We start from the raw sequence: 24,038 nt of genomic DNA on the forward strand, positions 1-24,038 counted from the left end.
GCGCCGCGGCGCCGGCCGGGGGCGGGGAGAGGGGCGACGGGTGATCGGCGAGCCGGAACTGGACGGCGAGTGGCGTACGGACCGGGCGTCAGAGACGGCGGTACCCGCTGTGGAGCCCGGGTCGGCGCGCGCGTCGGGACGAGGACCGCGTGCGCGGTGGCTGTGGGCGCTGGGCGGGGCGGTGCTGGCCTCGGCGGTGTGGGGCGGGACCCTGGTCGCGCAGAATCGTTCCGTCCCGGCTCCGGGGATCGCCTACCGGCACGTCGACGACCTCTGCTCGCAGGCGCCCCTGAAGGCCCTCGGCACGATCAACGGCACGGCCTTCGACATGACGTGGCCGGGCAAGGAGACGAGTCCCGCACTCGACTGGTCCTACTGCCGCGCGACGGGCGGGTACACCGAGGGCCGGCCCTGGTACGGGGTCGAGGTCATGGTCGAGCGGCACAAGAAGAGCGATCCCCGGCCGGAGTTCGAGGCCCGGCCCGGACTGGATCCCCGCCGCACGGGCGCCTCGGACGTGGAGGAGGTGCCCGGCCTCGGGGAACGGGCGCTGCTCAGGCGGCAACCGGGCACGGACGCCCAACTGGCGGTGCTGGACGGCGGTGTGGTGTTCACGCTCCGCGTGGAGTGGAACGTGGACAGGGACCTCGTGGACGAGGACGCGGTCCACACGGCGATGATCGAGGACATGCGGGCGCTGACGACCCGGCTGCGCGAGTGAACGGGTGAACGACGGGGCCCCCGCAACCGGTGACGGCTGCGGGGGCCCCTTCCGCGCGGACGCGGAGCACTACTCGGCGGCGAGGGCCGCTTCGGCGTCGAGGGTGACCGCGACGGCCTGGATCACCGAGGCGATCTTGAAGGCCTCCTGGATCGTGTCACGGTCGACACCGGCCTTGCGCAGCACCTGCTCGTGCGAGTCGAGGCACTGGCCGCAGCCGTTGATCGCGGAGACCGCGAGCGACCACAGCTCGAAGTCGACCTTCTCCACGCCCGGGTTGCCGATGACGTTCATCCGCAGGCCGGCGCGCAGGGTGCCGTACTCCGGGTCCGACAGCAGGTGACGGGTGCGGTAGAAGACGTTGTTCATCGCCATGATCGCGGCGGCGGACTTGGCGGCGGTGTACGCCTCCGGCGACAGGGCCGCCTTCGCCTCGGGCTCCAGCTCGCGCAGGACGCGCGGGGAGCGGGCGGCGATCGCGCAGGACAGGACCGTGCCCCACAGCTGCTGCTGCGGAAGGTCGCTGTTGCCGATGACCGAACCGAGGTTCAGCTTCAGGTCCTTGGCGAAGTCCGGTATGGCGGACTTCAGGGAGTCGAGGGACATCCGTCACTCACCGGCCAGCAGCGCGGGGGCGTCCAGGGTGCCCTCGCCCTTGTTCCAGTTGCAGGGGCACAGCTCGTCGGTCTGCAGGGCGTCGAGGACCCGCAGGACCTCCTTGGGGTTACGGCCCACGGAACCGGCGGTCACCATCGTGAACTGGATCTCGTTGTTCTGGTCGACGATGAAGACGGCGCGCTGCGCGAAGCCGTCCTCGCCCTGCACGCCACAGGCCTGCATGAGCTCGTGCTTGGAGTCGGCCAGCATCGGGAAGGGCAGGTCACGCAGGTCGGCGTGGTCCTTGCGCCAGGCGTGGTGGACGAACTCGGAGTCGCCGGAGACGCCGAGGACCTGCGCGTCGCGGTCCTGGAACTCCTCGTTCAGCTTGCCGAAGGCGGCGATCTCGGTCGGGCAGACGAAGGTGAAGTCCTTCGGCCAGAAGAACACCACGCGCCACTTGCCCTCGTAGGACTTGTGGTCGATCTGGGCGAACTCGCTGCCGGCTTCGAGCGAGACGCAAGCGGTCAGATCGTAGCTGGGGAACTTGTCACCGACAGTGAGCACGTGCTCTCCTTGCAAACGGGAAAGTGACCCTTTTGGGGGCTTTCCGAAGGGGTTGGACGGATCTCACATGCTGGCACAGCTGCATTGATTACGGAAATAGCTACTCTTGTGTCTGGTGATCGGAGGTGCCTATCAGTGGCTGTCGGTAATAGGGGACTCAAGCAGGCGACGCTCGCGCAGCTGCGCGCGTTCGTGGCCGTGGCGGAGCATCTGCACTTCCGGGACGCGGCCGCCGCCATCGGCATGAGCCAGCCCGCCCTGTCCGGAGCCGTCTCCGCGCTGGAGGAGGCGCTCGGGGTGCAACTGCTGGAGCGCACCACCCGCAAGGTGCTGCTCTCCCCGGCGGGGGAGCGGATCGCGGTGCGCGCCCGGGGCGTGCTCGACGCCATGGGCGGGCTGCTGGAGGAGGCCGAGGCCGTACGGGCCCCGTTCACCGGCGTCCTGCGGCTCGGGGTGATCCCCACGGTGGCCCCGTACCTGCTGCCGACCGTGCTCGGGCTCTTCCACCGGCGCTATCCCCGGATGGATCTCCAGGTCCACGAGGAGCAGACGGCCTCGCTGCTGGAGGGACTGGCCGGCGGGCGGCTGGACCTGCTGCTGCTCGCGGTGCCGCTCGGGGTGCCCGGGGTCAGCGAACTGCCGCTCTTCGACGAGGACTTCGTGCTCCTCGCCCCCCGCGAGCACCCGCTCGCCGGGCGCCGCGACATCCCGCGCGATGAACTGCGCGGCCTGCAACTGCTGTTGCTCGACGAAGGCCACTGCCTGCGCGACCAGGCCCTCGACATCTGCCGGGAGGCGGGCCGCACGGCGGGCGCGGACGTCACCACCACCGCCGCCGGACTGTCCACGCTCGTACAACTGGTCGCCGGGGGACTGGGGGTGACGCTGTTGCCGCGTACCGCGCTGCGGTTGGAGACCACGCGCAACGAGTACCTCGCCACCGGGTACTTCGCCGAGCCGGCCCCCTCCCGGCGGATCGCGCTGGCCATGCGGACGGGCACCGCCCGACAGGAGGAGTTCAAGGCGATCGGCGCCGCGCTGCGCGAAGCCGTACGCCCGCTCCCCGTCTGGCCGACCGACTGATCCGGTCGGTCGCGGGGGCGGCCGTACGGCCTCGGGCCCGGTCGCCTCGGGCGGGTCATCCGCCGCGCGTCACTCCGTGCGCAGCCCGTCCGGGCGCATCATCCGCAGCAGCGGCGGCAGGCTGAGCAGGGTCACCACCACGACCACGCCCGCTCCCACGCCCGCCATCGCCAGCACCGGACCCCAGTCGATCCCGACGGGCCGGCCGGCCATCCGGATCAGTACCGAGCCCAGCCCGACGCCCACCCCGATCGCCAGCGCCAGACCGACGCCGATGGGCAGGGCCGTCTGCCAGAGCACCGACAGGCTCAGCGTGGAGCGCCTGGTGCCGAACGCCACGAGTGAGGACAGCAGCTTCTTCCGTTCGCGCAACTGCTCCAGTTGGGAGACGAGCATGCTCGCCCCGATGAGGATCAGGACGCCGGTCGCGCCGAAGAAGAGCCCGGTGCGGATCGAGGAGTAACCGGCCACGGTGGTCGTCGACTTCAGGGTCATGGCCGTGGCGAACGGGTCGGCCTTGAAAGCGGCCGTGCGGGCTCGCTCCAACCCGTCCGGCACCGACTCGTCCAGCTGGAGGAAGATCTGCGCGGACTGGTCGAAGCCCAGGTCCTTGGGCGCCGCCGACGGAGTCACCATCAGGCCGGTGCGCCGGGTCCCGTTGGGGTCCTCACGGGAGAGGACGGTGCGCGCGTCGGCCGGGAAGGCCCACTTGACGGCCTCCTTGTGCTCGAACGGGCCCCCCTTGAACCCCATGACATTGCCGGCGAGGAGCTGGTCGCCGGCCTTGGCGGTGCCCTCGGCGACGGGGCCGTCGAGCACGAAGGCGTCGCCGTCCTTGCACGCGCCGAGCTCCGCGATCTCCCTGAGCGCCTCGCAGCCGCCGACGGTCACCGCGATGGTGTCGTCCGCCGGGACCTGGTGCGCGGCGTTGAACGAGGCCAGCGGCACGGTGCGGGCGATGCCGTCGGTGCCGTCGATCTCGGCGGCGAGGGCGTCCAGCCGGTGCTCGCCGCCGCTGGGCAGCAGGATCGACACGGCGGCCCGGGTCGGGTCCTGGCCGGTCTCGTTGCGGTACTCGCCCTCGACACCCGAGAAGAGCATCTGCAGGGCGATGGCCCCGGCGACCGCCACGGCGATGCCGTTGACGAGGCGGGCGGCCGTCCCGCTGCTGATCTGGAGCCGGCGCACGGCGAGTTGCCAGGAGACCGGGCCGCCGGGCGTCCCGCCGACGACGCGTTCCAGTACCCAGGGCAGGAGTGCGGTGATCCCGACGAGCAAGAGCACCACGCCGCCGCTGACCTGCCACTGGTTGAACTGCCCGTGTTCGGAGCCGCGTCCCGTCAGCGGGGTGAGCAGGCCGAGTCCGCCGAGCGGCAGCAGCAGCCGCCACCAGACGCGCCGCTTGGCCGGCTTGGCCGTACGGACGACACCCAGCGGTTCGATCACCACGCCGCGCAGGGCGAACAGGGTCACCGCGACGGCCGCCGCCGGCACCGCGACGGCGACGAGGCCCGCCAACCACGGCGTCGGGTCGAGGTCGGCGGGGAAGACGCTGCGCTGTTCCAGGGTCAGATTGCCGACCAGGCGCCGGCCGATCAGGAAGAAGCCGACACCGAAGCCCAGCCCGAGCACGGATCCGGCGAGCGCCTCGCCCGCGGCGATCCGTCGCACCGCGCGGCTGTCGGCGCCGACCAGGCGGAGCGCGGCGAGCCGGCGGTCGCGACGCTCGCCGCCGAAGCGGACGGCGGCGGCGATGAGGACGGCGACCGGTGTCAGCAGGGCGACGAAGGTGAGCACGACCATGAGCATCAACACGGGATCGAGTGCCCGTCCGCCCGCGTCGTTCGCGAAGCCGGTGACGCGCTCCACGCGGTAGCCGTGCTCGCCGTCGGTCCGGAGTTGGTCGCTGCCCAGGTAGAAGAGGAGTTCGCCGGGCCCGGTCAGGCCCGCGTCGCCGACGACCTCGCCGATCCGGCCGTCCAGGCGCTCCTTGAGGAGGGCGCCGTCGGCGGACTTCATCAGCTTGTCCAGGGCGGGGGAGACGGCGAGTTCGCCCGGGGCGGGGATCCGCTTCAGGCCCGGCGGGACGGGCGCGTCCGGGCCCTCGGCCCGGAGCAGGCTGCCTTCGATGTCCTGCCCGTGGTAGGTCTGCCGGGCGGCGGCGGTCAGGAGGGTGTCCCGGCCGGGAGCGGCGGCCGTCGGCGCGGTCGTCGTGGACCGGGCGTCGGCCCGCTCGTCACGGGCGGTGAGCGCGCCGGGGACGGCGGTGCTGATCAGCAGCAGCGCGACGCCCAGGCCCACGCCCACGCCGGTGAGCAGGGTCCGGGTCCAGCCCTCGCGGCCGCCGCCCAGGGCGAACCGCACGCCCATGGCCAGGTCGCGGTACCAGGTGCGGAGCGTGTTCATACGATGCGCTCCATGTCGCGGGACCTGCCGTCGCGGACGACGATCTCCCGGTCGGAGTAGGCGGCCACCCGGGTCTCGTGCGTGACGAGGACGACGGCCGCGTTGGCGGAGCGGGCGGCCTCGGTGAGCAGCTGCATGACCAGTTCGCCGTTGAGGGAGTCCAGGGCGCCGGTCGGCTCGTCCGCGAAGATGACGCGGGGCCGGGTGACCAGGGCGCGGGCCACGGCCACGCGCTGCCCCTGGCCGCCGGAGATCTCGCCGGGCCGCTTGGCCCCCAGGTCGTCGACCTGGAGCCGCTCCATCCAGCCGAGGGCGGTCCGCTCGGCCTCCTTGCGCTTCACGCCGGCGAGGCGCAAGGGGAGGGCGACGTTCTCCACGCAGGTGAGTTCCGGCACGAGCTGTCCGAACTGGAAGACGAAGCCGAACTCGCCGCGGCGCAGGGCGCTGCGCTCGGAGTCGTTCATCGCGGACAGCTCGCGGCCGGCGTAGGTGACGGTGCCGGAGTCGGGCGCCACGATGCCGGCGAGACAGTGCAGCAGCGTCGACTTGCCGGAGCCGGAGGGCCCCATGACGGCGACGACCTCGCCGGGGTGGATGGAGAACTCCGCGCCGTCGAGGGCCTTGGCGGACCCGTAGGCCTTGCGCAGGTCCGTGGCGCACAGCAGGCTGCCGGCCGGGGTCATCGGCGTATCTCCTGACCGAGCTGGTCGAGCCGGGCGGCGGTGAGTTCGAGCCACCGCAGGTCCGCTTCGAGGTGGAAGAGGGCGTGGTCGCAGACGAGTTGGTCGGCGAGGTCGCCCTTGCGCTTGCGGGTGGTCAGCAGGCGCATGAGCCGCAGGTGCTCGGAGCGCTGGGCGTCCAGCAGGTCCTGCGCGCCGCGGCCCGTGAGCAGGGCCAGTACGACCTTGGTGTACAGGGTGGACTGGAGGTACGGCTCGGGCTTCTCGGGCTGGGCGAGCCAGGTCTCGACGTCGGTGATCCCGGCGTCGGTGATGGCGTACCGCTTGCGGTCGGGACCGCCGCCGGCCTCTATCCCGTCGACCTCGACGAGGCCGTTCTTGAGGAGCCGGGACATGGTCGAGTAGACCTGCCCGTAGGCGAGGGGGCGGTCGTGGCCGAACTTCTCGTCGAAGGCGCGTTTGAGGTCGTAGCCGTGCCGGGGGCCGGCTTCCAGTAGACCCAGAAGGGTGTGACCGATGGACATGGCGGCGACTATACACGGGAGGTATACGCGCTGTGTATACCTCCCGTGCATAACTCGCCGGATCGGTGTTCTGCCTGCTCAGGAGGGGTTCGGTGGGGAGGATTCCGTCCGTGTCAGGGGTCGGGGATCAGGAATCGGAGGAGGTGCGGGGGCGGCCGCGCGGCGGAATCGGCGCCGCCCCGCCCGGCAGTCGGCCGGAGTCGGCCAGGGCCCGTCGGAGCAGGAACTCGATCTGCGCGTTGGCGCTGCGCAGCTCCTCGCCGGCCCAACGCGCCAGCGCGTCGTACACCTGCGGGTCCAGCCGCAGCAGGACCTGCTTGCGGGCCTGGCGCGCGGCCCGCGCCGTGCGTTCGGTGCCCCGCGCCGGCGGGGCGTCGGACGCCCCGCCGGACCTGCTGTCGGAGCCCCCGGCCACCGCCCCGCCGGACTGCGGGGCGGACTGCGCGGCGGCGCCGGACGATGTGCCGGACTGCGCGGCGGGCCGGGTGCCGGGTCGGCGGCCGGGCTCCCCGCCGGGCCCGGCGGCGGGGTCGGGGTGCGTGCCGCGGATGGGGCTCACTGATAGAGGGTGCCCGTGTTGATGACGGGCTGCGCCGCGCGATCACCGCACAGGACGACCATCAGGTTGGAGACCATGGAGGCCTTGCGTTCCGGGTCCAGGTCCACGATGTCCTCCTCGGCCAGGCGGGTCAGGGCGAGTTCCACCATGCCCACCGCGCCCTCGACGATCTGCTTGCGGGCCGCCACGACGGCGCCCGCCTGCTGGCGCTGGAGCATCGCGGAGGCGATCTCCGGAGCGTACGCGAGATGCGTGAACCGGGACTCGATGATGTGCACGCCCGCCGCCTCGACCCGGGTCGCCAGTTCCACCGCGAGTTCCTCGGTGATCGCCTCGGCGTTGCCGCGCAGCGACAGCCCGCCCTCGTCGTGCGAGTCGTAGGGGTACTCGATCGCGATGTGCCGGACCGCGGCCTCGGTCTGCGTCTCCACGAACTCCGTGAAGTCCTCGACCTCGAAGACCGCGCGCGCGGTGTCCTCCACCCGCCACACCACGACCGCCGCCAGCTCGATCGGATTGCCGTACGCGTCGTTCACCTTCAGGACGGCCGTCTCGTGGTTGCGGACCCGGGTGGAGATCTTCCTGCGGGAGGTCAGCGGGTTGACCCAGCGCAGCCCGTCGGTCCGGACGGTCCCCCGGTAGCGGCCGAAGAGCTGGACGACCCGGGCCTCGCCCGGGGCCACCGTGTTCAGCCCGCACATGGCGATGATCGAGGCGGGGATCAGCAGCACGCCGAGCGTGATCAGTACGGCCTTGGCCGCCGTCGCGGCGACGATCGCGCCGCCCGCGATGAGGCCGGCCCCGACGAGGACTCCGACCAGTCCGAGCAGCAGGGCCGCTCCGCCGCCGACGCTGCGCGCCGCGAACTCCCTTGTGGGGCTTGCCGATGCGGTCGTCGCACGCCTGGTGTCCGTGGTGTTCCCGGTGTCGGGAGAAGCCGATGTGCTGCTCATGTAATGCCCCCGTTTGTCATGCCGTGTCCGGACCTGTTCGGCCAGAACGCCTAGCAAAGTGATATCACTTTTTGCGTACACCGCAACCCTTGCGGTCTTATGTGCGTCGGTTCCATTGGCGTGGGTGCTGATTGTCACGTCCGAATTGACCGGTATTGATCAGGGTTAGTCGACCTTTGTCACAGCCTGCGGTGTTAGTTTTCTGAGCTGACGTCGGGGGGGTAATCGAGCGGAGCGGGAGCGATGGGCCGAGCAGAAGCGCGACGGGCGCAGCAGCAGCGCGGAGCGCGGAAAGCACCGAGCGGGCGCTCCAACGGGCGCGCGGGCAAGGCGGGCCGAAAGCCGGCGGGCAAGCCCTCCGGCATACGCCGCTTCTTCACCTGGAAGAAGATCCTCGGGTACTTCTTCGGGCTGGTCCTGCTCATGATGGGCGCCCTGGTCGTCCTCTACTACATGGTGGAACCGCCGGACAAGGCCAACGAGCAGGCCGAACTCCAGAGCAACACCTACGAGTACTCCGACGGCTCGATCATGGCCCGCACGGGCAAGACGAACCGCGAGAAGGTCGGGATCGACAAGATCCCGGAGCAGGTGCGCACGGCCTTCATCGCGATCGAGAACAAGTCCTTCTACGAGGACCAGGGCGTCGACGTGATGGGTGTCGCCCGAGGCCTGTTCAACACGGTCACCGGCAAGGGCAAGGCCGGCGGTTCGACGATCACCCAGCAGTACGTCAAGAACTACTACCTCACCCAGGACCAGTCGGCGACGCGCAAGGCCCGAGAGCTGATCATCGCTCTGAAGGTCGACCAGCGCATGAAGAAGGACGAGATCCTCCTCGGCTACCTGAACACCAACTTCTACGGCCGCAACGCCTACGGCATCCAGGCCGCGTCACAGGCCTACTACGGCGTCGACACCGACAAGCTGACGCTGGAGCAGGGCGCCTACCTCGCCGCCGTCATCCAGGCCCCCAGCCAGTACGACTGGGCGACCGCCGGACCGAACGGCAAGCGGCTGGTCATGATCCGCTTCAACGCCGTCCTCGACAACATGGTCGAGATGGGCAAGCTGGACCCCGCCAAGCGCAAGACGTTGAAGTTCCAGGAGCCCATCAAGCCCAAGCCCGCCCCGGGCATGGACGGCCAGAAGGGCTACTTCGTCGAGGCGGCCAAGAAGGAACTCGACCGCCAGGGCATCGACGAGGCCGCCATCGCGGCGGGCGGCTGGACGTTCCGGCTGAACATCGACAAGAAGAAGCAGGCCGCGATGGAGAAGGCGGTCGCCGACGAGCTGGAGTCCAAGCTCGACCGCAAGGACACCAAGGGCCGCCCCCAGGACCAGAGCGTCCAGGCCGGCGCCACCTCGGTGGACGCCAAGACCGGCGCGATCGTGGCGATGTACGGCGGCACGGGCCTCTCCGACAAGTACGAGAGCAACGCCCTGCGCACCGACTTCCAGCCCGGCTCGACCTTCAAGCCCATCGTGCTCGCGACGGCCCTGGAGACCGGCGCGCGGACGCAGGAGGGCAAGGAGATCACCCCCAACGCCCTCTACGACGGAACCAGCAAGCGCCCGGTCGTCGGCAGCGACATCCCGTTCGCCCCGCAGAACCAGGACGAGCGCGACTACGGCGACCCGATGCTCACGGTCCAGAAGGCCACCAACGCCTCCGTCAACTCCGTCTACGCCCAGATGATCGTGGACACCAAGCCGGAGAAGGTGAAGAAGCAGGCGCTGGCCCTCGGCATGGTCGACCGCGACGGCTGGCCCGCCGACAAGCCCGCCATGTCGCTCGGCACCATGAGCGCCAACACCGTCGAGATGGCCGGCGTCTACGCCACCCTCGGCAACCACGGCAAGAAGATCACCCCGACCATCGTGAAGTCGGCCGAGCACAAGGACTCCGACTTCAAGCCGGCCGGCGCGGTCGGCAGCCAGGTCCTCACCCGCAAGACCGCCGACACCGTCACCAAGGTGCTCACCGGCGTGGTCAACGACGGCTCCGGCGAAGTGGTCAAGAGCTCCGCCTACGAAGCCGCGGGCAAGACCGGCACCACCGAGTCCAACGTCGCCGCCTGGTTCACCGGGTACACCCCGGAGCTCGTCACGGTCGTCGCGATGTTCGGCGAGGAGCCCAGCAGCCACAAGCAGGTCACCCTGACCGGCACCGCCGGCAAGGGCCGCGCGGGTGGCTCCAGCTTCCCGGCCGAGATCTGGCGCGCCTACACGCTGGCCGCGCTCAAGGGCCAGAGCACCGACGAGTTCAGCCTGCCGGATGCCGAGATGGGCACGGTGGAAGCCCCGCCGCGCACCAGCTCCCCGTCCATCACGCCGAGCCAGTCGTCCAGCTCCCCGAGCACCACCCCCAGCAAGAGCTCCACCCCGCCGAAGCCGTCGACGAGCTCGCACAAGCCGGATCCGACGAAGAGCACCACGAAGCCGTCGAACTCTCCCGATCCGACGAAGTCGAACCCGACCAAGAGCCCGGACCCGACCAGGTCCCCGCTCTTCCCCCCGGCTCCCGACCCGCAGGAGTAGGGACCGCCGGAGCCCACGACACAGGACCGCCCCGCGGCGAGCACGCCGCGGGGCGGTCCTGTGTCGTACCGGGTCGGGCGCGGGACCTCAGCCGCCGTCCCGGACCTTCGCCGCGATCCGGTCGCCGGTCGCCTTGTCGATGTTGCGCCAGTACTGCAGGGCACGCTCCAGCACCGGGGGACTCACCCCGTCCAGCAGGTGCCCGGCGACGTTCGAGACGAGGCGCTCGCGCGCCGCGTCGTCGAAGACCTCCCGCACCATCGTGCCCGGCTGGCCCCAGTCGTCGTCCTCGGAGCGCGGCGTGTACGCCTCGCGGACCATCTCGCCGGACGTCGCCCAGCCCGCCGGCTCGCCGAAGCGGGCCGTGTCCGCGGCCGGGCCGCCGTAGGAGTTCGGGGCGTACGGGCGCGCCGCCGCCGACGCCTCGAAGCGCATCGCGCCGTCCTTGGCGTACGAGGAGACCAGCGACCGGGCCCGGTTCGGCGGGAGCTGCGTGTAGTTCGCCCCGATCCGGTAGCGGTGCGTGTCCGGGTACGAGAACAGCCGGCCCAGCAGCATCTTGTCGGGCGACGGGCCGATGCCCGGGACCAGGTTCGACGGTTCGAAGGCCGCCTGCTCGATGTGGATGAAGTAGTCGTCCGGGTTCTTGTCCAGCGTCATCCGGCCGACCTCGATCAGCGGGTAGTCGCCGTGCGGCCACACCTTGGTCAGGTCGAACGGGTTGAACCGGTAGCCCGGGGCGTCCTCGAAGGGCATGACCTGCACGTGCATCGTCCACGTCGGGGCACTGCCGCCCGCGATGGCGTCGAAGAGGTCGCGCCGGTGGTAGTCGGGGTCCTCGCCCGCCAGCCGGTCCGCCTCCTCCTGCGTCAGGAACTCGTTGCCCTGGTCCGTCTTGAAGTGGTACTTCACCCAGAACTTCTCGCCGCCCGCGTTCACCCACAGGTAGGTGTGCGAGCTGAAGCCGTCCATCGTGCGGTAGTTCCTCGGGATGCCCCGGTCGCCCATCAGGATGGCCACCTGGTGCGCGGACTCCGGAGACAGGGTCCAGAAGTCCCACTGCATGTCGTGGTCGCGCAGACCGTTGTCCGGCCGGCGCTTCTGCGAGCGGATGAAGTCCTGGAACTTGCTCGGGTCACGGACGAAGAACACCGGGGTGTTGTTCCCGACCATGTCGTAGTTGCCGTGCTCGGTATAGAACTTCAGGGCGAAACCGCGCGGGTCCCGCCAGGTGTCGGGGGAGCCCTGCTCGCCCGCGACGGTCGAGAAGCGGGCCAGCATCTCGGTCCTGCGGCCCGGTTGGAAGAGGTCGGCCTTGGTGAACTGGCTGACGTCGTTGGTCACCTGGAAGACGCCGTACGCGCCCGCGCCCTTGGCGTGCACCACCCGCTCGGGGACCCGTTCCCGATTGAACTGGGCCATCTTCTCGATCAGATAGTGGTCCTGGAGCAGGATCGGGCCGTCCGGACTCACGGTGAGCGAGTGCTCGTCGCTCTCCACCGGAATCCCGACGTTGTTCGTCGTGTACGGAATCTTCTGCGCGTCCTGGGTCACGAGCGTCCTCCCGTAGGGGTCGGTTGGGTCGCACGCATTCACCTGCCCAGTCAACGCCGATCATGCGCCCCCGGCAACGGGAGCTCGAACCACACCACCTTTCCACTGCTCAGCCGCGTCGCACCCCAGCGGCGGGCCATCCGATTGACCAGGAACAGGCCCCGACCGCCCTCGTCGGTGTCCCGAGCCCGACGCTGGCGCGGCAGCTGCGGGGAGTCGTCGCCGACCTCGCAGCGCAACACGTCCGTCCGCAGCAGCCGCAGGGTCACCGGCCGCTCGGCGTACCGCACGGCATTGGTGACCACCTCGCTGACCAGCAGCTCCAGCGAATCGCTCAGCTCCTCCAGACCCCACCGGGTCAGCGCCCGGCGGGCGAACCGGCGGGCCCGGCCCGGCGCGGTCTCCTCCGGGTCCAGGAACCAGTACGCGACGTCACTGGGCGCGATCCCCTCGAAACGGGCCGCGAGCAGCGCGATGTCGTCGTCCCGGTCGCCAGGGCCGAGCATGTCCAGGACGTCGTCGCACAGCGCCTCCAGCGGCGGCGGGTGGTCCAGGCCCGTCAGCTGGGCGGTCGTCGCCAGCCGCTCGCGGAGCTGCTCGATGCCCGTCCACACGTCGCGCAGCCGGGACTCGACCAGCCCGTCGGTGTACAGCAGCAGGGTGGCCCCGGCCGGGGCGTCCAGCTCCACGGCCTCGAAGTCGACGCCGCCCACGCCGATCGGGGCGCCCGGCGGCACCCGGAGCACCTCGGCGCGACCGCCCAGGTGGAGCAGGACGGGCGGCGGGTGGCCGGCGTTGGCGATGGTGATCCGGTGCGAGACGGGGTCGTAGACCGCGTACAGGCAGGTCGCCATCCGGTCGGAGCCGAGCCGCTGCGCCTGCTCGTCCAGGTGGTGCAGGACCTCGGCGGGCGGCAGGTCGAGCTGCGCCAGGGTCTGCGCCGTGGTGCGCAGCTGGCCCATGATCGCGGCGGAGGTCATGGAATGCCCCATGACGTCGCCGACGACCAGCGCGACCCGGCTGCCGGGCAGCGGTATGGCGTCGTACCAGTCGCCCCCGACCCGGGCCGTCTCGGCGGCGGGCAGATAGCGGGAGGCCAGCCGGACCCCGGTGGGCTGGGGGAGGCTGTCCGGGAGCATGGTGCGCTGGAGCTCGTCGGCGATGTACGCCTCACGGCCGTACAGCACCGCCTTGTCGATGCCGAGCGCGGTGTGGGTCGCCAGTTGGGCCGCGACCAGCAGGTCGTTCGTCTCGAAGGCGGGCCGGTCGGGGGTGCGCAGGAACACCGCCGCGCCGATCACGCGCCGGCGGCCCCGCAGCGGGGCCAGGATGGCCCGCTGACCGCGCGGGACGGGATGGTCGGCCCCGAGCAGCTCCGGGAGGGCGTCCTTGGCTCCTGCGGCCGATCCGAAGACCGGCCGTACGCCGCGCAGCACCTCGGCGAGCGCCCCGCCCGGCCGGATCTCGCACAACTCGGCCGCCGGCAGGTCGCCCTGCGGGCCGACCAGGGTCATCTGGCTGAAGTCGAGCTCGCCGGCGGCCCCCGCGGCCCCGGCGGGATCGCCCCCGGTCAGATCGTCGAGCGGCCGGAGCCGGTCGGTGCGCCGAAGCCTTAAAACGACCGGTCCGACGGGGCGCTCGTCGCCCACCGGCAGCGGGTCGCGCAGATAGACGAGGATCGCGTCCGAGAACGTCGGCACGGTGGCCCGGCACAGGCCCAGCACGATCTCGTCGAGGTCGATGCCCCGGGCGATCCGGCGGGTGGCCGCACCGACGAAGCGCAGCCGGTCGCCCTCCCTGCGGGCCGTGCCGGTTTCCGCGCCGGAGATCGGGCCGCCGCCGTGCCGGCCCGCGCCGCCGCCCACACCGTCCACCTGGACCTCGTCGGCCGGTGCGCCGTCGAGGTCGCCGGTCGGGGCGGTGGGGTCGGGGCGGCTGCCCGGCCGGGCGCCGTGCGTGATCCGGTCCTCCCCGCCCCGGGGGCGGATCGGTTCGGGCGCGCGGTCCTGCGCCGCGGCGGCCGCGTTGCGGGCGGCCTCGCCGTCCCGGGTCCGGGCGCCGCCCTGCCCCGGCTCCCCGCCGGCCGGCACGTCCGCCGGTGAGGCGGCCGCGGTGCGCGGCCGGGGAAGTTCGCCGGCCGAGGCGGACGCGGGGGCACCGCGCTCCGAACCCGGACCTTGCGCATGCGTGCGTACGGCCTCGGTGGCCGCGACGGCGGCCTTGCCGTGGCCGGCATCGTCCGTACCTCCGCCGGAGGCGACGGGCTGCGGGCCCTCCTGGGAGGTGGGGTACTCCGTCACGCGTGGAATTCCGTCCGTTTGCGCTCGATGTGCGCTGCACTCAATCGGTCAGTCGCGGTATACCCGCTCAGCGGCAGGGGCACCACCGCCCCGCGGTTCCGCGTCCCGCTCGTTACCTCTCGCCCAGCGTTGATCTCCGGTCAAGTCCCGTGTACGGCACGTCAATTACGGATGTACAGCCTGGCGGCAACGCCGCAGACGACCCGGCGGAGGACGATCCTACGGTTGAACCCCGGGGGCGCATCAAGGGTCTCATGAGGTCATATGCGCCGGGGTGCGGTCCCAGTTCCCGGGGAGAACCGGCACCCTCCAGGCCGGATCCGGCCTCCACTTCTCCCATCCTGAGGAGAACGGCGCCCCCCATTCCTTGATGAGCTCCACGGCCGCCAGGCCCGCCGCCTCCACCTCGCGCGCCCGCTCGGGAGCCAGCAGCCCGCTCCGCCGCGCCTGCGCGAACTCGTCCTCGTCCAGCCACTTCCAACTGCGGTCCGGGGCCACAGCGATGTCCAGGAAGTGGTCCACGGAGTCCACCCCGCCGGCCCAGCGGGTCCGCGGTTCCTCCAGGTTCACGTACCAGTTCTTGAAGCGCCAGCCCCGCTCCCAGAACAGCCACACCGACCACGGGTCCCCGGGGCGGGCCAACTTCAGCACCCCGGCGCCGGACCAGTGCGACCGGGCGGTGGTGCGCGGCGCGGTGTACCGGGTGGCGAGGGGCTCCGCGTGGATCGGGGTGCCGTCGGCCAGCACCGGCTTCACGCACTCGGTGCCGGGGGCCATCCACACGGCCAGCAACTCGTCGGTGTCCCGCACCACCGTCACGGGCCGACAGATGTGGACCCGACCCGCGGGCCCCGGGGCGTGGTCGCGGTAGCGCCAGAGGATCTGCTCACCGGGCGCCCAGTGCGAGCCCCGGGCCCCGTCGTGCGTCCCGCCGCCCCGGCGGCCTCCGATACCTGTCATGCGCAGATCTTAGGGCTGAGGTCCGCACGCGCGACGCGACGCAGGTCACGGAGGTGCCCGGGGACGGGAAACGACCGAATCCGGCCCCCGGCGGGGGGCGATTTCAGGGCCGGGTCATCCGCAGGACGTCCAGCGCCTCGTCCAACTGGGTGAGGGTCAACGCGCCGCGTTCGACGTAACCCTCGTCCAGCACGACCTCCCTGATCGTCTTCCGTTCCGCCAGCGACCGCTTCGCCACCTTGGCCGCCTCCTCGTAGCCGATGTAGCGGTTCAGGGGGGTCACCACCGAGGGCGAGGATTCGGCGTACTCCCTGGCCCGCTCGGAGTTCGCGGTGATCCCGTCCACCGTCCGGTCGGCGAGCAGCCGGCTCGCGTTGCCGAGCAGGCGGATCGATTCGAGCAGGTTCCGGGCCATCACCGGGAGCATCACATTGAGCTCGAAGTTGCCGGCGGCGCCCGCGACGGCGACCGCGGTGTCGTTGCCCATCACCTGTGCGGCGACCATGAGGACGGCCTCCGGGATCACCGGATTGACCTTTCCGGGCATGATCGAGGACCCCGGTTGCAGATCCGGGAGATTGATTTCGGCCAATCCCGTGCGCGGTCCGGAGGCCATCCAGCGCAGATCGTTGGAAATCTTGGTGAGCGAGACCGCGATCGTGCGGAGCATTCCGGACGTCTCCACCAGCGCGTCCCGGGCGCCCTGGGCCTCGAAGTGGTCCCGCGCCTCGGTCAGCGGCAGTCCGGTCGCCTCGGCCACCTCCGCGATCACGGCTGCGGAGAACCCGGGCGGCGTGTTGATGCCGGTGCCCACGGCCGTTCCGCCCAGGGGGAGTTCGGCCAGTCGCGGCAGCGCGGCGCGCAACCGCTCGACGCCGTAGCGGATCTGGACGGCGTATCCGCCGAACTCCTGGCCGAGCGTGACCGGGGTGGCGTCCATCAGGTGGGTGCGGCCGGCCTTGACCACCGCGACGAACTCGGCGGACTTGCGCTCCATCGCGTCGGCGAGGTGCTCCAGGGACGGGATCAGCTCACCGATGACGGCGGCGGTCGCGGCGATGTGGATGGAGGACGGGAACACGTCGTTGGAGCTCTGCGAGGCGTTGACGTGGTCGTTCGGGTGGACCGGGCGGCCGAGGCGTTCGCCGGCGAGGGTGGCGATCACCTCGTTGGCGTTCATGTTCGACGAGGTGCCGGATCCGGTCTGGAACACGTCCACCGGGAAGTGCTCGTCCCAACGCCCGTCCGCGACCTCCTCGGCGGCGGACCGGACGGCCTCGGCCACATCCGCGTCCAGGACCCCCAGCCGGGCGTTCACCACGGCGGCGGCGGCCTTGATCCGGGCCAGTGCGGCGATGTGGGCGTGCTCCAGGCGCTGCCCCGAGATCGGGAAGTTCTCCACCGCGCGCTGGGTCTGGGCCCGCCACTTCGCGTGGGCGGGGACCCGTACCTCGCCCATGGAGTCGTGCTCGATCCGGAACGCGCCGGGTGTTCCTGCGGCCTGCTGGTCCTCTGTCATTTCCATGGCCTCCTCAAAAAGTTGAGCAATTGTCTTGTTCGAACTGTTCCCAAGTCATCTACCGGCCAGTAAATACCGGGGGTAACACCGATCTCGGGGAGGCGTTCATGGCACGTGCGCGTACCAGACCCATGCTCAGATGTACCGTCGTCGCGGTCGCGGCGATGGCGGCCGCCCTCGGCGGCGTCGGCGCCGTCACCCCCCTGGCCCAGGCGGCGCCCGTCGCCGCCGTCACCCCCCTCTCGCCCGAACTGGAGGCGATCCGGGCCGCCGAGGCGACCAAGATCTACGGTGACTCTGCCATCCGCCCGCTCGCGGAGCGCAAGACCGGCCTGATCTCGCTCGGCGACAGCGAGATCTCGGGCGAGGGCGTCGGCACCTACGACCCCGCGACCAACACCCCGAACAACCAGTGCCACCGCTCGCCGGACTCCGCGATCCACCGCACCGGCATCCCCGCCGACCTGACCTTCAACGTCGCCTGCTCCGGCGGCTACACGGGAAACATCAGGATCGGCGGCAGCAAGCAGTACGCCGACGAACTCGTGCAGAGCGACAACCTCGCCGTCAAGGCCCGCAACACGAAGATCAAAATGGTGCTGTTGGTCGCGGGAGCCAACGACGACCTCCAGTTCGGCCCCGTCATGACCGACTGCGTCACCCGCTGGGTGCTGATCCAGGGCACCTGCGAACCCAAGTACGGCCCCGGCTGGCAGGCGCGCGTCGACGGCCTGAAGCCCAAGGTGGAAGCCACCGTCGCCGACCTCAAGACGGTCATGCGCGACGCGGGCTACGCCGACACCGACTACAAGCTCGTCGTGATGGGCTACCCCAGCCCGATCGGCCCCGACTTCAACGACAACCCGAACTTCCCCGGCAAGCTCCCCGGCGGCTGCGCCGGCTACGACTCCGACGCCACCTGGGGCCGAAACTACGCGGTACCCGCCTTCGAGAAGGGCATGCGGGCCGCCGCCCTCGCCTCCGGCGCCACCTACCTGGACAACTCCCGTCTCTTCCACGGCCACGAGGTGTGCATGGAGGACGCCTGGGCCCGCGGCCTCTACCTCGACCTCGGGGACCACTTCCCGTGGGACGAGAACACCGCCCGACAGTCCTTCCACCCCAACTACCGCGGGCACGGCGCCTTCGCCTCCTGCCTGACCCAGCTCTACACCTCGGGCCTGCGCGAGGCCTCCTGCGCCGACCCCGCGAGCACCGGCACCCCGGTCCTCCAGGCCGGGGCCTGGGACGACCTGTACAAGCCGCTGAGGAACGAGGCGACCGGCAACTGCCTGGACTCCAACGGCGGCGCGAGCGCCAACAACACCAAGGTGGTGGCCTGGGACTGCCACGGCGGTCGCAACCAGGGCTGGTGGTACGACACCGCCCGCAAGGCCCTCCACGTCGAGCTGACCCAGGACCGCTGCGTGGACGCCCCGGGCGGCGCCTACGGCAACGGCACCGGCCTGATCCTGTGGAACTGCCACGGCGGCGCCAACCAGCAGTTCGTCCGCGACGGCGCCACCCTGCGCCCCGCGGCCGCGCCCGGCATGTGCCTGACCGTGGCCGCCGCCCACGAGCAGCTGCGCCTGCGGACCTGCGACGGCTCGGCGAACCAGCGCTTCGCGTAACCGCCCCGCACCACCCACCCCGTTCACCCCCCACACCCGGCCGGCGCACCCCGGCCGGGTGTCACATGTCCCGCAGCAGCTTGCGCACGTCCCGCGGCCGGTTGGTGATGAGCGCGTCCACGCCGAGCCGCACGCACAGCTCCACGTCCTCCGGCTCGTCCACGGTCCACACCCGTACCGACAGCCCCTTCTCCTTCAACCGCCCCACCAGCCACGGGGAGCGGCGTACCAGCTCGATGCCCGGGCCCGCGTGCGTGGCGTACGGCGGGCGCACCGGCCGCAGCCGGCGTTCCATCAGGTACACGGCGGGCAGCCCCGGGGCCAGCCGGTGCAGCCGGGTCAGCGCGGTGCGGGAGAAGCTCATCACCTCGACGCGGCCGGCGGACCCGTCGGCCAGCCCGTACTCCCGGAGCATCCGCACCAGCTCGGCCTCCAGCCGGCCGCCCGCGCGCGACGGGTGCTTCGTCTCGACCGCGAGCCCTACCGGCCGCGGCGCGGCCAGGGCCTCCCTCAGCAGGTCCTCGAAGAGCAGCACCCGGGCGCCGGCGTGCCCGGACCCCTTCCACGCCCCGAAGTCGAGGGCGAGCAGCTCCTCGTACGTCATCGCGGAGACCACCCCGCGCCCGTCGGAGGTCCGCTCCACGCGCCGGTCGTGCACACAGACCAGCCGGTGGTCGGCGGTGAGCCGGACATCGCATTCGAGGGCGTCCGCGCCGTCCTCCACGGCCTGCCGGTAGGCGGCCAGGGTGTGCTCGGGGTGCTCGTGGGAGGCCCCGCGGTGGGCGATCACGCGTACGGCGCGGGGCGAGGGTGTCGCGGTCATGCGGAGATCCTTGCGAACCGGGGTGAACGGGGCGGTGCGTCCCTGTCACCCCGACGTTAACCGGACCCGCCGGCTCAGGGCCTGATCGGCGGCAGCGGCGGGCGAGTGACGTCGAATCCGCCCGGCGCGACCGATGCGAAGGGGCCGGGGGCCGTGCACGGGCCCCCGGGCGCCCATCCGCGGTCGGCGGACACGCGTGAGGGCCCCTCCACCGATCGGCGGAAGGGCCCTCACGGGGCGTCACGAACCGGTGCGCGTCCCGGTCCGGGTCACGTGGACCGGCGTGTCACAGACCCGGGCCGCGGACCGGGATGTGGGTGAACGTCGGCTCCGGGGCCGGGTTCTGGAAGAAGTCGTTGCCCTTGTCGTCCACGACGATGAACGCCGGGAAGTCCTCGACCTCGATCCGCCAGACCGCCTCCATGCCGAGCTCCTCGTACTCCAGGACCTCGACCTTCTTGATGCAGTCCTGGGCCAGCCGCGCCGCCGGGCCGCCGATCGAACCCAGGTAGAAGCCGCCGTGCGTGCCACAGGCGTCCGTCACCTGCTGCGAGCGGTTGCCCTTGGCCAGCATGACCTTGGAGCCGCCCGCCGCCTGGAACTGCTCGACGTAGGAGTCCATGCGGCCGGCCGTGGTCGGGCCGAAGGAGCCGGAGGCGTAGCCCTCGGGGGTCTTGGCGGGGCCCGCGTAGTAGACCGGGTGGTCCTTCAGGTACTGAGGCATCTCCGCGCCGGTGTCCAGCAGTTCCTTGATCTTGGCGTGGGCGATGTCGCGCGCCACGACCAGCGGTCCGGTCAGGGACAGGCGGGTCTTGACCGGGTGCAGGGTCAGCGTCGCCAGGATCTCGTCCATCGGCCGGTTCAGGTCGATCGACACCACGTCCGCCGCGTCGTCGAGGTGATCGTCCGTCGTCTCGGGCAGGAAGCGCGCCGGGTCGGTCTCCAGCTGCTCCAGGAAGACCCCCTCGGCGGTGATCTTCGCGGTGGCCTGGCGGTCGGCCGAGCAGGACACGGCGATGGCGACGGGCAGCGACGCGCCGTGGCGTGGCAGGCGCACCACGCGCACGTCGTGGCAGAAGTACTTGCCGCCGAACTGCGCGCCGATGCCGATCTTCTGGGTCAGCTCGAAGACCTGCTGCTCCAGGGCCTCGTCGCGGAAGCCGTGGCCCAGCGGGGAACCCTCGCGCGGCAGCTCGTCCAGGTAGTGCGCGGAGGCGTACTTCGCCGTCTTGAGCGCGTGCTCCGCCGACGTGCCGCCGACCACGATCGCCAGGTGGTAGGGCGGGCAGGCCGCCGTGCCGAGCGAACGGATCTTCTCCTCCAGGAACTTCATCATGGAGGCCTCGTTGAGGACCGCCTTGGTCTCCTGGTAGAGGAAGGACTTGTTGGCGCTGCCGCCGCCCTTCGCCATGAAGAGGAACTTGTACGCGCCGCCGTCCGTCGCGTACAGCTCGATCTGCGCGGGCAGGTTCGAGCCGGTGTTCTTCTCCTCCCACATGGTGAGCGGGGCCATCTGCGAGTAGCGCAGGTTCAGGCGGGTGTACGCGTCGTAGATGCCGCGCGACAGGGCCGCCTCGTCACCGCCCTCGGTGAGCACGTTCTGACCGCGCTTGCCCATGACGATCGCCGTGCCCGTGTCCTGGCACATCGGCAGGACGCCGGCCGCCGCGATGTTCGCGTTCTTCAGCAGGTCCAGCGCCACGAACTTGTCGTTCGCGGAGGCCTCGGGGTCGTCGATGATCCGGCGCAGCTGCGCGAGGTGCGCGGGACGCAGGAAGTGCTGGATGTCGTGGATCGCCTCTTCGGCGAGCTTGCGCAGCGCCTCCGGCTCGACCTTGAGGAACGTACGGCCGTCGGCCTCGAAGGTCGAGACGCCCTCCGCCGTCACCAACCGGTAGGGGGTGGTGTCCTCGCCCAGGGGCAACAGGTCGGTGTACGCAAACTCTGGCATGACGGCAGTCATTCCTCACTCGGCAGACGGCGCTGGCGACCAATTGGCAGCGCGGCTTACCAGCGTAGGACCTCCGTCCCGGGCGGCGCTTGTGAGGTAAGGCTCACTGGACGGGTGACGGGGAGTATCGCGATCTATCGTGTCTCGCTATGCTGGTCCGCGTGGACCTGGAAAAGCACACCGCCGCCCCCGCCGCATCCGCTGCCGCCCCGGCCGCCGAGCTGCGCGCCTCCGACGCCGACCGGGACCGGATCGCGCAGATCCTCGCCGACGCCGTGGCCGAGGGCCGACTGACCGCCGAGGAGCACTCCGACCGCCTGGACACCCTCTACGCCGTCAAGACGGTCGGGGAACTGGACGTGCTCGTGAGGGACCTTCCCGCGGTCGCCGGCTCCGGCCCCGCGAGCGCCACCCCCGTCGCCGCGCCGGCGTCCGGACCGGTCGAGACGGTCGTCGCCGTGTTCAGCAGCTCCTCCCGCCGGGGCCGTTGGCGCCCGGGCGCGCACACCCGCGCCGTGTCGGTCTTCGGGGACATCACCATCGACCTCACCGAGGCCGTCTTCGAGCAGCAGGTCACCGAGATCAACGTCACCGCCGTCCTCGGCAACGTCGAGGTCCTGGTACCGGAGAACGTCACCCTCCGTGGCTACGGCAGCGGGGTCCTCGGCAACTTCGAGGTACACGGCCGCAGTCGCGGGGAGACCGACCCCCAGGCCCCGGTGGTGATCGTCCGGGGCTTCGCGCTGCTGGCCAACATCGAGGCCAGGCCCAGGCTCGGCGCCCGTCTCGTCGACCTCGCGGACCGGATGCGCAAGCGCTTCGACCGCTGACGGCAGAGCCGGCGGCGGCGCTCCGGGCGGACCCCGAGCGGCCTCCGACCGGACCGCGAACGGACTTTGACCGGCGTGCGCGTGGTGCGGGGGGCGCGTTTCGGTCGAACTTCGCCGGAGCGGCCGACGCGCGGCACGCAGTGCATAGGGGGGCGTACAGCGGGTAGGGACAGGTGCATCGTCTCTCGCTCGCGTATACGTCGTCAGGAGTAGACCGTGCCGCATCCGCCGCATCAGTCCCTGCAGGTAGCCGCCGTCAAGAGTCTTCAGGCACGTCCGACCGCCGTGCCGAGGCCGCGGGTGCCGGCGAGGGAAGAGGACGGCCCCTGGCACGCGGAGGCGGTGTGCCGCAGGGACGAGGCGGGCCTGTTCTTCGCGCCCTCCAAGGAGCCCACCGCGGCCCGTCTGGCCCGCGAGGAGGCCGCCAAGCGGGTCTGCGCACGCTGCCCCGTGATGGTCGCCTGTCGGGAGCACGCACTGCTCCAGCCCGAGCCCTACGGGGTATGGGGCGGACTCACCGCCGCCGAGCGGCGCGTCGTACTGGCCCGCCGGCGCCGGCGGGCCGCGGAACTGCGCCCCGGCAGCGGCGCCGGCACGATCGCCGCAGCGGGCTGAGCCCCGGAGCGCGAGAGCTCGTACGGGGCAACGCGAGAGCTCGTACGGGGCGAACCGGCACGTACGCGAGAGGGGCGGGCCCGCCGCACACGGGACCGCCCCTCTCGCCGCGCCGTTGCGCCGGCCCGTCCGCTCCTACTGGGCGCGGTCGAAGTCGATCGCGCTGTACGCGCGCAGCTTCGACAACCGGTGGGTGGAGTCGATCTGGCGGATCGTCCCCGACTTGGAACGCATGACCAGCGAGGACGTGGTCGCGGTCGCCGAGCGGTAGTGGACACCGCGCAGCAGCTCGCCGTCCGTGATGCCGGTGGCGACGAAGAAGACGTTGTCGCCGGACACCAGGTCGTTCGTGTGCAGGACCCGGTCCAGGTCGTGGCCCGCGTCGATGGCCTTCTGGCGCTCCGCCTCGTCCTTGGGCCACAGCTTGCCCTGGATGGTGCCGCCGAGGCACTTGATGGCGCACGCCGAGATGATGCCCTCGGGAGTGCCGCCGATGCCGAGGAGCAGGTCCACGCCGGTGCCCTCGCGCACCGCCATGACCGAGCCCGCGACGTCGCCGTCGGAGATGAACTTGATCCGCGCGCCGGTCTCGCGGATCTCCTTGACGATGCCCTCGTGTCGGGGGCGGTCGAGGATGACCACGGTGACGTCCTCGACGGCCATCTGCTTGGCCTTGGCGACGCGACGGATGTTCACCGAGGCGGGGGCGTTGATGTCGACGAAGTCGGCGGCCTCGGGGCCCGTGACCAGCTTCTCCATGTAGAAGACGGCCGACGGGTCGAACATGGTGCCGCGGTCGGCGGCGGCCAGGACGGCGATGGCGTTCGGCATGCCCTTGGCGTTCAGGGTGGTGCCGTCGATCGGGTCGACGGCGATGTCGACCTCGGCGCCGGTGCCGTCGCCGACCCGCTCGCCGTTGAAGAGCATGGGGGCTTCGTCCTTCTCCCCCTCGCCGATGACGACGACGCCGTTCATCGACACGGTGGAGATGAGGGTCCGCATCGCGTTGACCGCGGCGCCGTCCGCGCCGAGCTTGTCACCGCGGCCGACCCACCGGCCCGCGGCCATGGCTGCGGCCTCGGTCACCCGGACGAGCTCCAGGGCGAGGTTGCGGTCGGGGGCTTCGGGAGAGACTTCGAGCTGGGGCGGCAGGTTGTGCTCGGTCATCGGAGCGCACCTTTCTGTACGGCGACGGCCGGGATGTGAGGGTGCTGGAACTCTATC

The 24,038-nt window shown here is 71.3% G+C and carries 20 protein-coding genes; 6 read left to right on the plus strand and 14 right to left on the minus strand.

Translation table 11 applies throughout. From position 1 onward, the window contains the following. Nucleotides 1-40 precede the first annotated feature (40 nt). Entirely contained in the window at nucleotides 41-721 is a 681-nt protein-coding gene (locus tag ADK55_RS09435) for a hypothetical protein (protein WP_053677036.1), read from the plus strand. Between the two features lie 69 nt (nucleotides 722-790). Here the strand turns inward: ADK55_RS09435 and ADK55_RS09440 are convergent, their stop codons facing one another. Then, a complete protein-coding gene (locus ADK55_RS09440) occupies nucleotides 791-1,327 on the minus strand; it encodes an alkyl hydroperoxide reductase (protein ID WP_053677037.1) in 537 nt (178 codons plus the stop codon). 3 nt (nucleotides 1,328-1,330) lie between these two features. Beyond that, entirely contained in the window at nucleotides 1,331-1,885 is a 555-nt protein-coding gene (locus ADK55_RS09445; RefSeq protein ID WP_053677038.1) for a peroxiredoxin, read from the minus strand. A 135-nt stretch (nucleotides 1,886-2,020) separates the two neighbouring features. Here ADK55_RS09445 and ADK55_RS09450 point away from each other — a divergent pair, with 135 nt between their 5' ends. Beyond that, nucleotides 2,021-2,968, plus strand: a complete 948-nt coding sequence (locus ADK55_RS09450; protein WP_053677039.1) for a hydrogen peroxide-inducible genes activator — start codon at nucleotides 2,021-2,023, stop codon at nucleotides 2,966-2,968. Between the two features lie 69 nt (nucleotides 2,969-3,037). On the opposite strand, the gene ADK55_RS09455 is transcribed toward ADK55_RS09450, so the two are convergent. From ADK55_RS09455 to ADK55_RS09475, 5 genes are all read right to left on the minus strand, one after another. Next, nucleotides 3,038-5,374: an ABC transporter permease gene (locus tag ADK55_RS09455; protein ID WP_053677040.1), complete on the minus strand. Its 2,337-nt coding sequence runs from the start codon at nucleotides 5,372-5,374 to the stop codon at nucleotides 3,038-3,040. Further along, entirely contained in the window at nucleotides 5,371-6,057 is a 687-nt protein-coding gene (locus tag ADK55_RS09460) for an ABC transporter ATP-binding protein (protein WP_053677041.1), read from the minus strand. Before ADK55_RS09460 ends, ADK55_RS09455 begins: the two co-directional genes overlap by 4 nt. Next, complete coding sequence (locus tag ADK55_RS09465) at nucleotides 6,054-6,578, minus strand: PadR family transcriptional regulator (RefSeq protein ID WP_053677042.1); 525 nt, start codon at nucleotides 6,576-6,578, stop codon at nucleotides 6,054-6,056. The genes ADK55_RS09460 and ADK55_RS09465 overlap by 4 nt, the downstream gene beginning before the upstream one ends. A 127-nt stretch (nucleotides 6,579-6,705) precedes the next feature. Beyond that, nucleotides 6,706-6,993 carry a hypothetical protein gene (locus ADK55_RS09470; protein WP_053677097.1) on the minus strand — a complete coding sequence of 96 codons (288 nt, stop codon included), beginning with the start codon at nucleotides 6,991-6,993 and terminating at the stop codon, nucleotides 6,706-6,708. Nucleotides 6,994-7,133: 140 nt separating this feature from the next. Continuing rightward, a complete protein-coding gene (locus ADK55_RS09475; RefSeq protein WP_053677043.1) occupies nucleotides 7,134-8,090 on the minus strand; it encodes an SPFH domain-containing protein in 957 nt (318 codons plus the stop codon). Between the two features lie 243 nt (nucleotides 8,091-8,333). Here ADK55_RS09475 and ADK55_RS09480 point away from each other — a divergent pair, with 243 nt between their 5' ends. Beyond that, entirely contained in the window at nucleotides 8,334-10,631 is a 2,298-nt protein-coding gene (locus tag ADK55_RS09480; protein WP_053677044.1) for a transglycosylase domain-containing protein, read from the plus strand. A gap of 87 nt (nucleotides 10,632-10,718) precedes the next feature. Here ADK55_RS09480 and ADK55_RS09485 read toward each other — a convergent pair whose 3' ends face one another. The 4 genes from ADK55_RS09485 to ADK55_RS09500 form a co-directional block, all read right to left on the minus strand. Beyond that, nucleotides 10,719-12,185, minus strand: a complete 1,467-nt coding sequence (locus ADK55_RS09485; protein ID WP_053677045.1) for a catalase — start codon at nucleotides 12,183-12,185, stop codon at nucleotides 10,719-10,721. A gap of 50 nt (nucleotides 12,186-12,235) precedes the next feature. Then, on the minus strand, nucleotides 12,236-14,485 hold the full coding sequence (locus ADK55_RS09490; protein WP_053677046.1) for a SpoIIE family protein phosphatase: 2,250 nt from the start codon (nucleotides 14,483-14,485) through the stop codon (nucleotides 12,236-12,238). Nucleotides 14,486-14,737: 252 nt separating this feature from the next. Then, nucleotides 14,738-15,445, minus strand: a complete 708-nt coding sequence (locus ADK55_RS09495; RefSeq protein ID WP_053677047.1) for a DUF402 domain-containing protein — start codon at nucleotides 15,443-15,445, stop codon at nucleotides 14,738-14,740. A 103-nt stretch (nucleotides 15,446-15,548) separates the two neighbouring features. Continuing rightward, the gene (locus ADK55_RS09500) at nucleotides 15,549-16,964 is read right to left on the minus strand and encodes a class II fumarate hydratase (protein ID WP_053677048.1); all 1,416 of its coding nucleotides are present in this window, start codon (nucleotides 16,962-16,964) and stop codon (nucleotides 15,549-15,551) included. A 107-nt stretch (nucleotides 16,965-17,071) separates the two neighbouring features. On the opposite strand from ADK55_RS09500, the gene ADK55_RS09505 reads away from it, so the two are divergent. Further along, nucleotides 17,072-18,595: a ricin-type beta-trefoil lectin domain protein gene (locus tag ADK55_RS09505; RefSeq protein WP_053677049.1), complete on the plus strand. Its 1,524-nt coding sequence runs from the start codon at nucleotides 17,072-17,074 to the stop codon at nucleotides 18,593-18,595. A gap of 61 nt (nucleotides 18,596-18,656) precedes the next feature. On the opposite strand, the gene ADK55_RS09510 is transcribed toward ADK55_RS09505, so the two are convergent. Further along, the gene (locus ADK55_RS09510) at nucleotides 18,657-19,418 is read right to left on the minus strand and encodes a glycerophosphodiester phosphodiesterase (RefSeq protein ID WP_053677050.1); all 762 of its coding nucleotides are present in this window, start codon (nucleotides 19,416-19,418) and stop codon (nucleotides 18,657-18,659) included. A 286-nt stretch (nucleotides 19,419-19,704) separates the two neighbouring features. After that, complete coding sequence (locus ADK55_RS09515) at nucleotides 19,705-21,369, minus strand: fumarate hydratase (RefSeq protein ID WP_053677051.1); 1,665 nt, start codon at nucleotides 21,367-21,369, stop codon at nucleotides 19,705-19,707. Nucleotides 21,370-21,530: 161 nt separating this feature from the next. Here ADK55_RS09515 and ADK55_RS09520 point away from each other — a divergent pair, with 161 nt between their 5' ends. Together ADK55_RS09520 and ADK55_RS09525 are read left to right on the plus strand one after the other, a co-directional pair. After that, the gene (locus ADK55_RS09520; protein WP_053677098.1) at nucleotides 21,531-22,199 is read left to right on the plus strand and encodes a DUF1707 SHOCT-like domain-containing protein; all 669 of its coding nucleotides are present in this window, start codon (nucleotides 21,531-21,533) and stop codon (nucleotides 22,197-22,199) included. A 216-nt stretch (nucleotides 22,200-22,415) separates the two neighbouring features. After that, on the plus strand, nucleotides 22,416-22,814 hold the full coding sequence (locus ADK55_RS09525) for a WhiB family transcriptional regulator (RefSeq protein WP_053677052.1): 399 nt from the start codon (nucleotides 22,416-22,418) through the stop codon (nucleotides 22,812-22,814). Nucleotides 22,815-22,949: 135 nt separating this feature from the next. On the opposite strand, the gene glpX is transcribed toward ADK55_RS09525, so the two are convergent. Next, the gene (glpX, locus tag ADK55_RS09530; protein ID WP_053677053.1) at nucleotides 22,950-23,981 is read right to left on the minus strand and encodes a class II fructose-bisphosphatase; all 1,032 of its coding nucleotides are present in this window, start codon (nucleotides 23,979-23,981) and stop codon (nucleotides 22,950-22,952) included. Nucleotides 23,982-24,038: the final 57 nt, after the last annotated feature.

The organism is Streptomyces sp. WM4235 (genome assembly GCF_001279725.1).
In the GTDB taxonomy this organism is placed as follows: Bacteria; Actinomycetota; Actinomycetes; order Streptomycetales; family Streptomycetaceae; genus Streptomyces.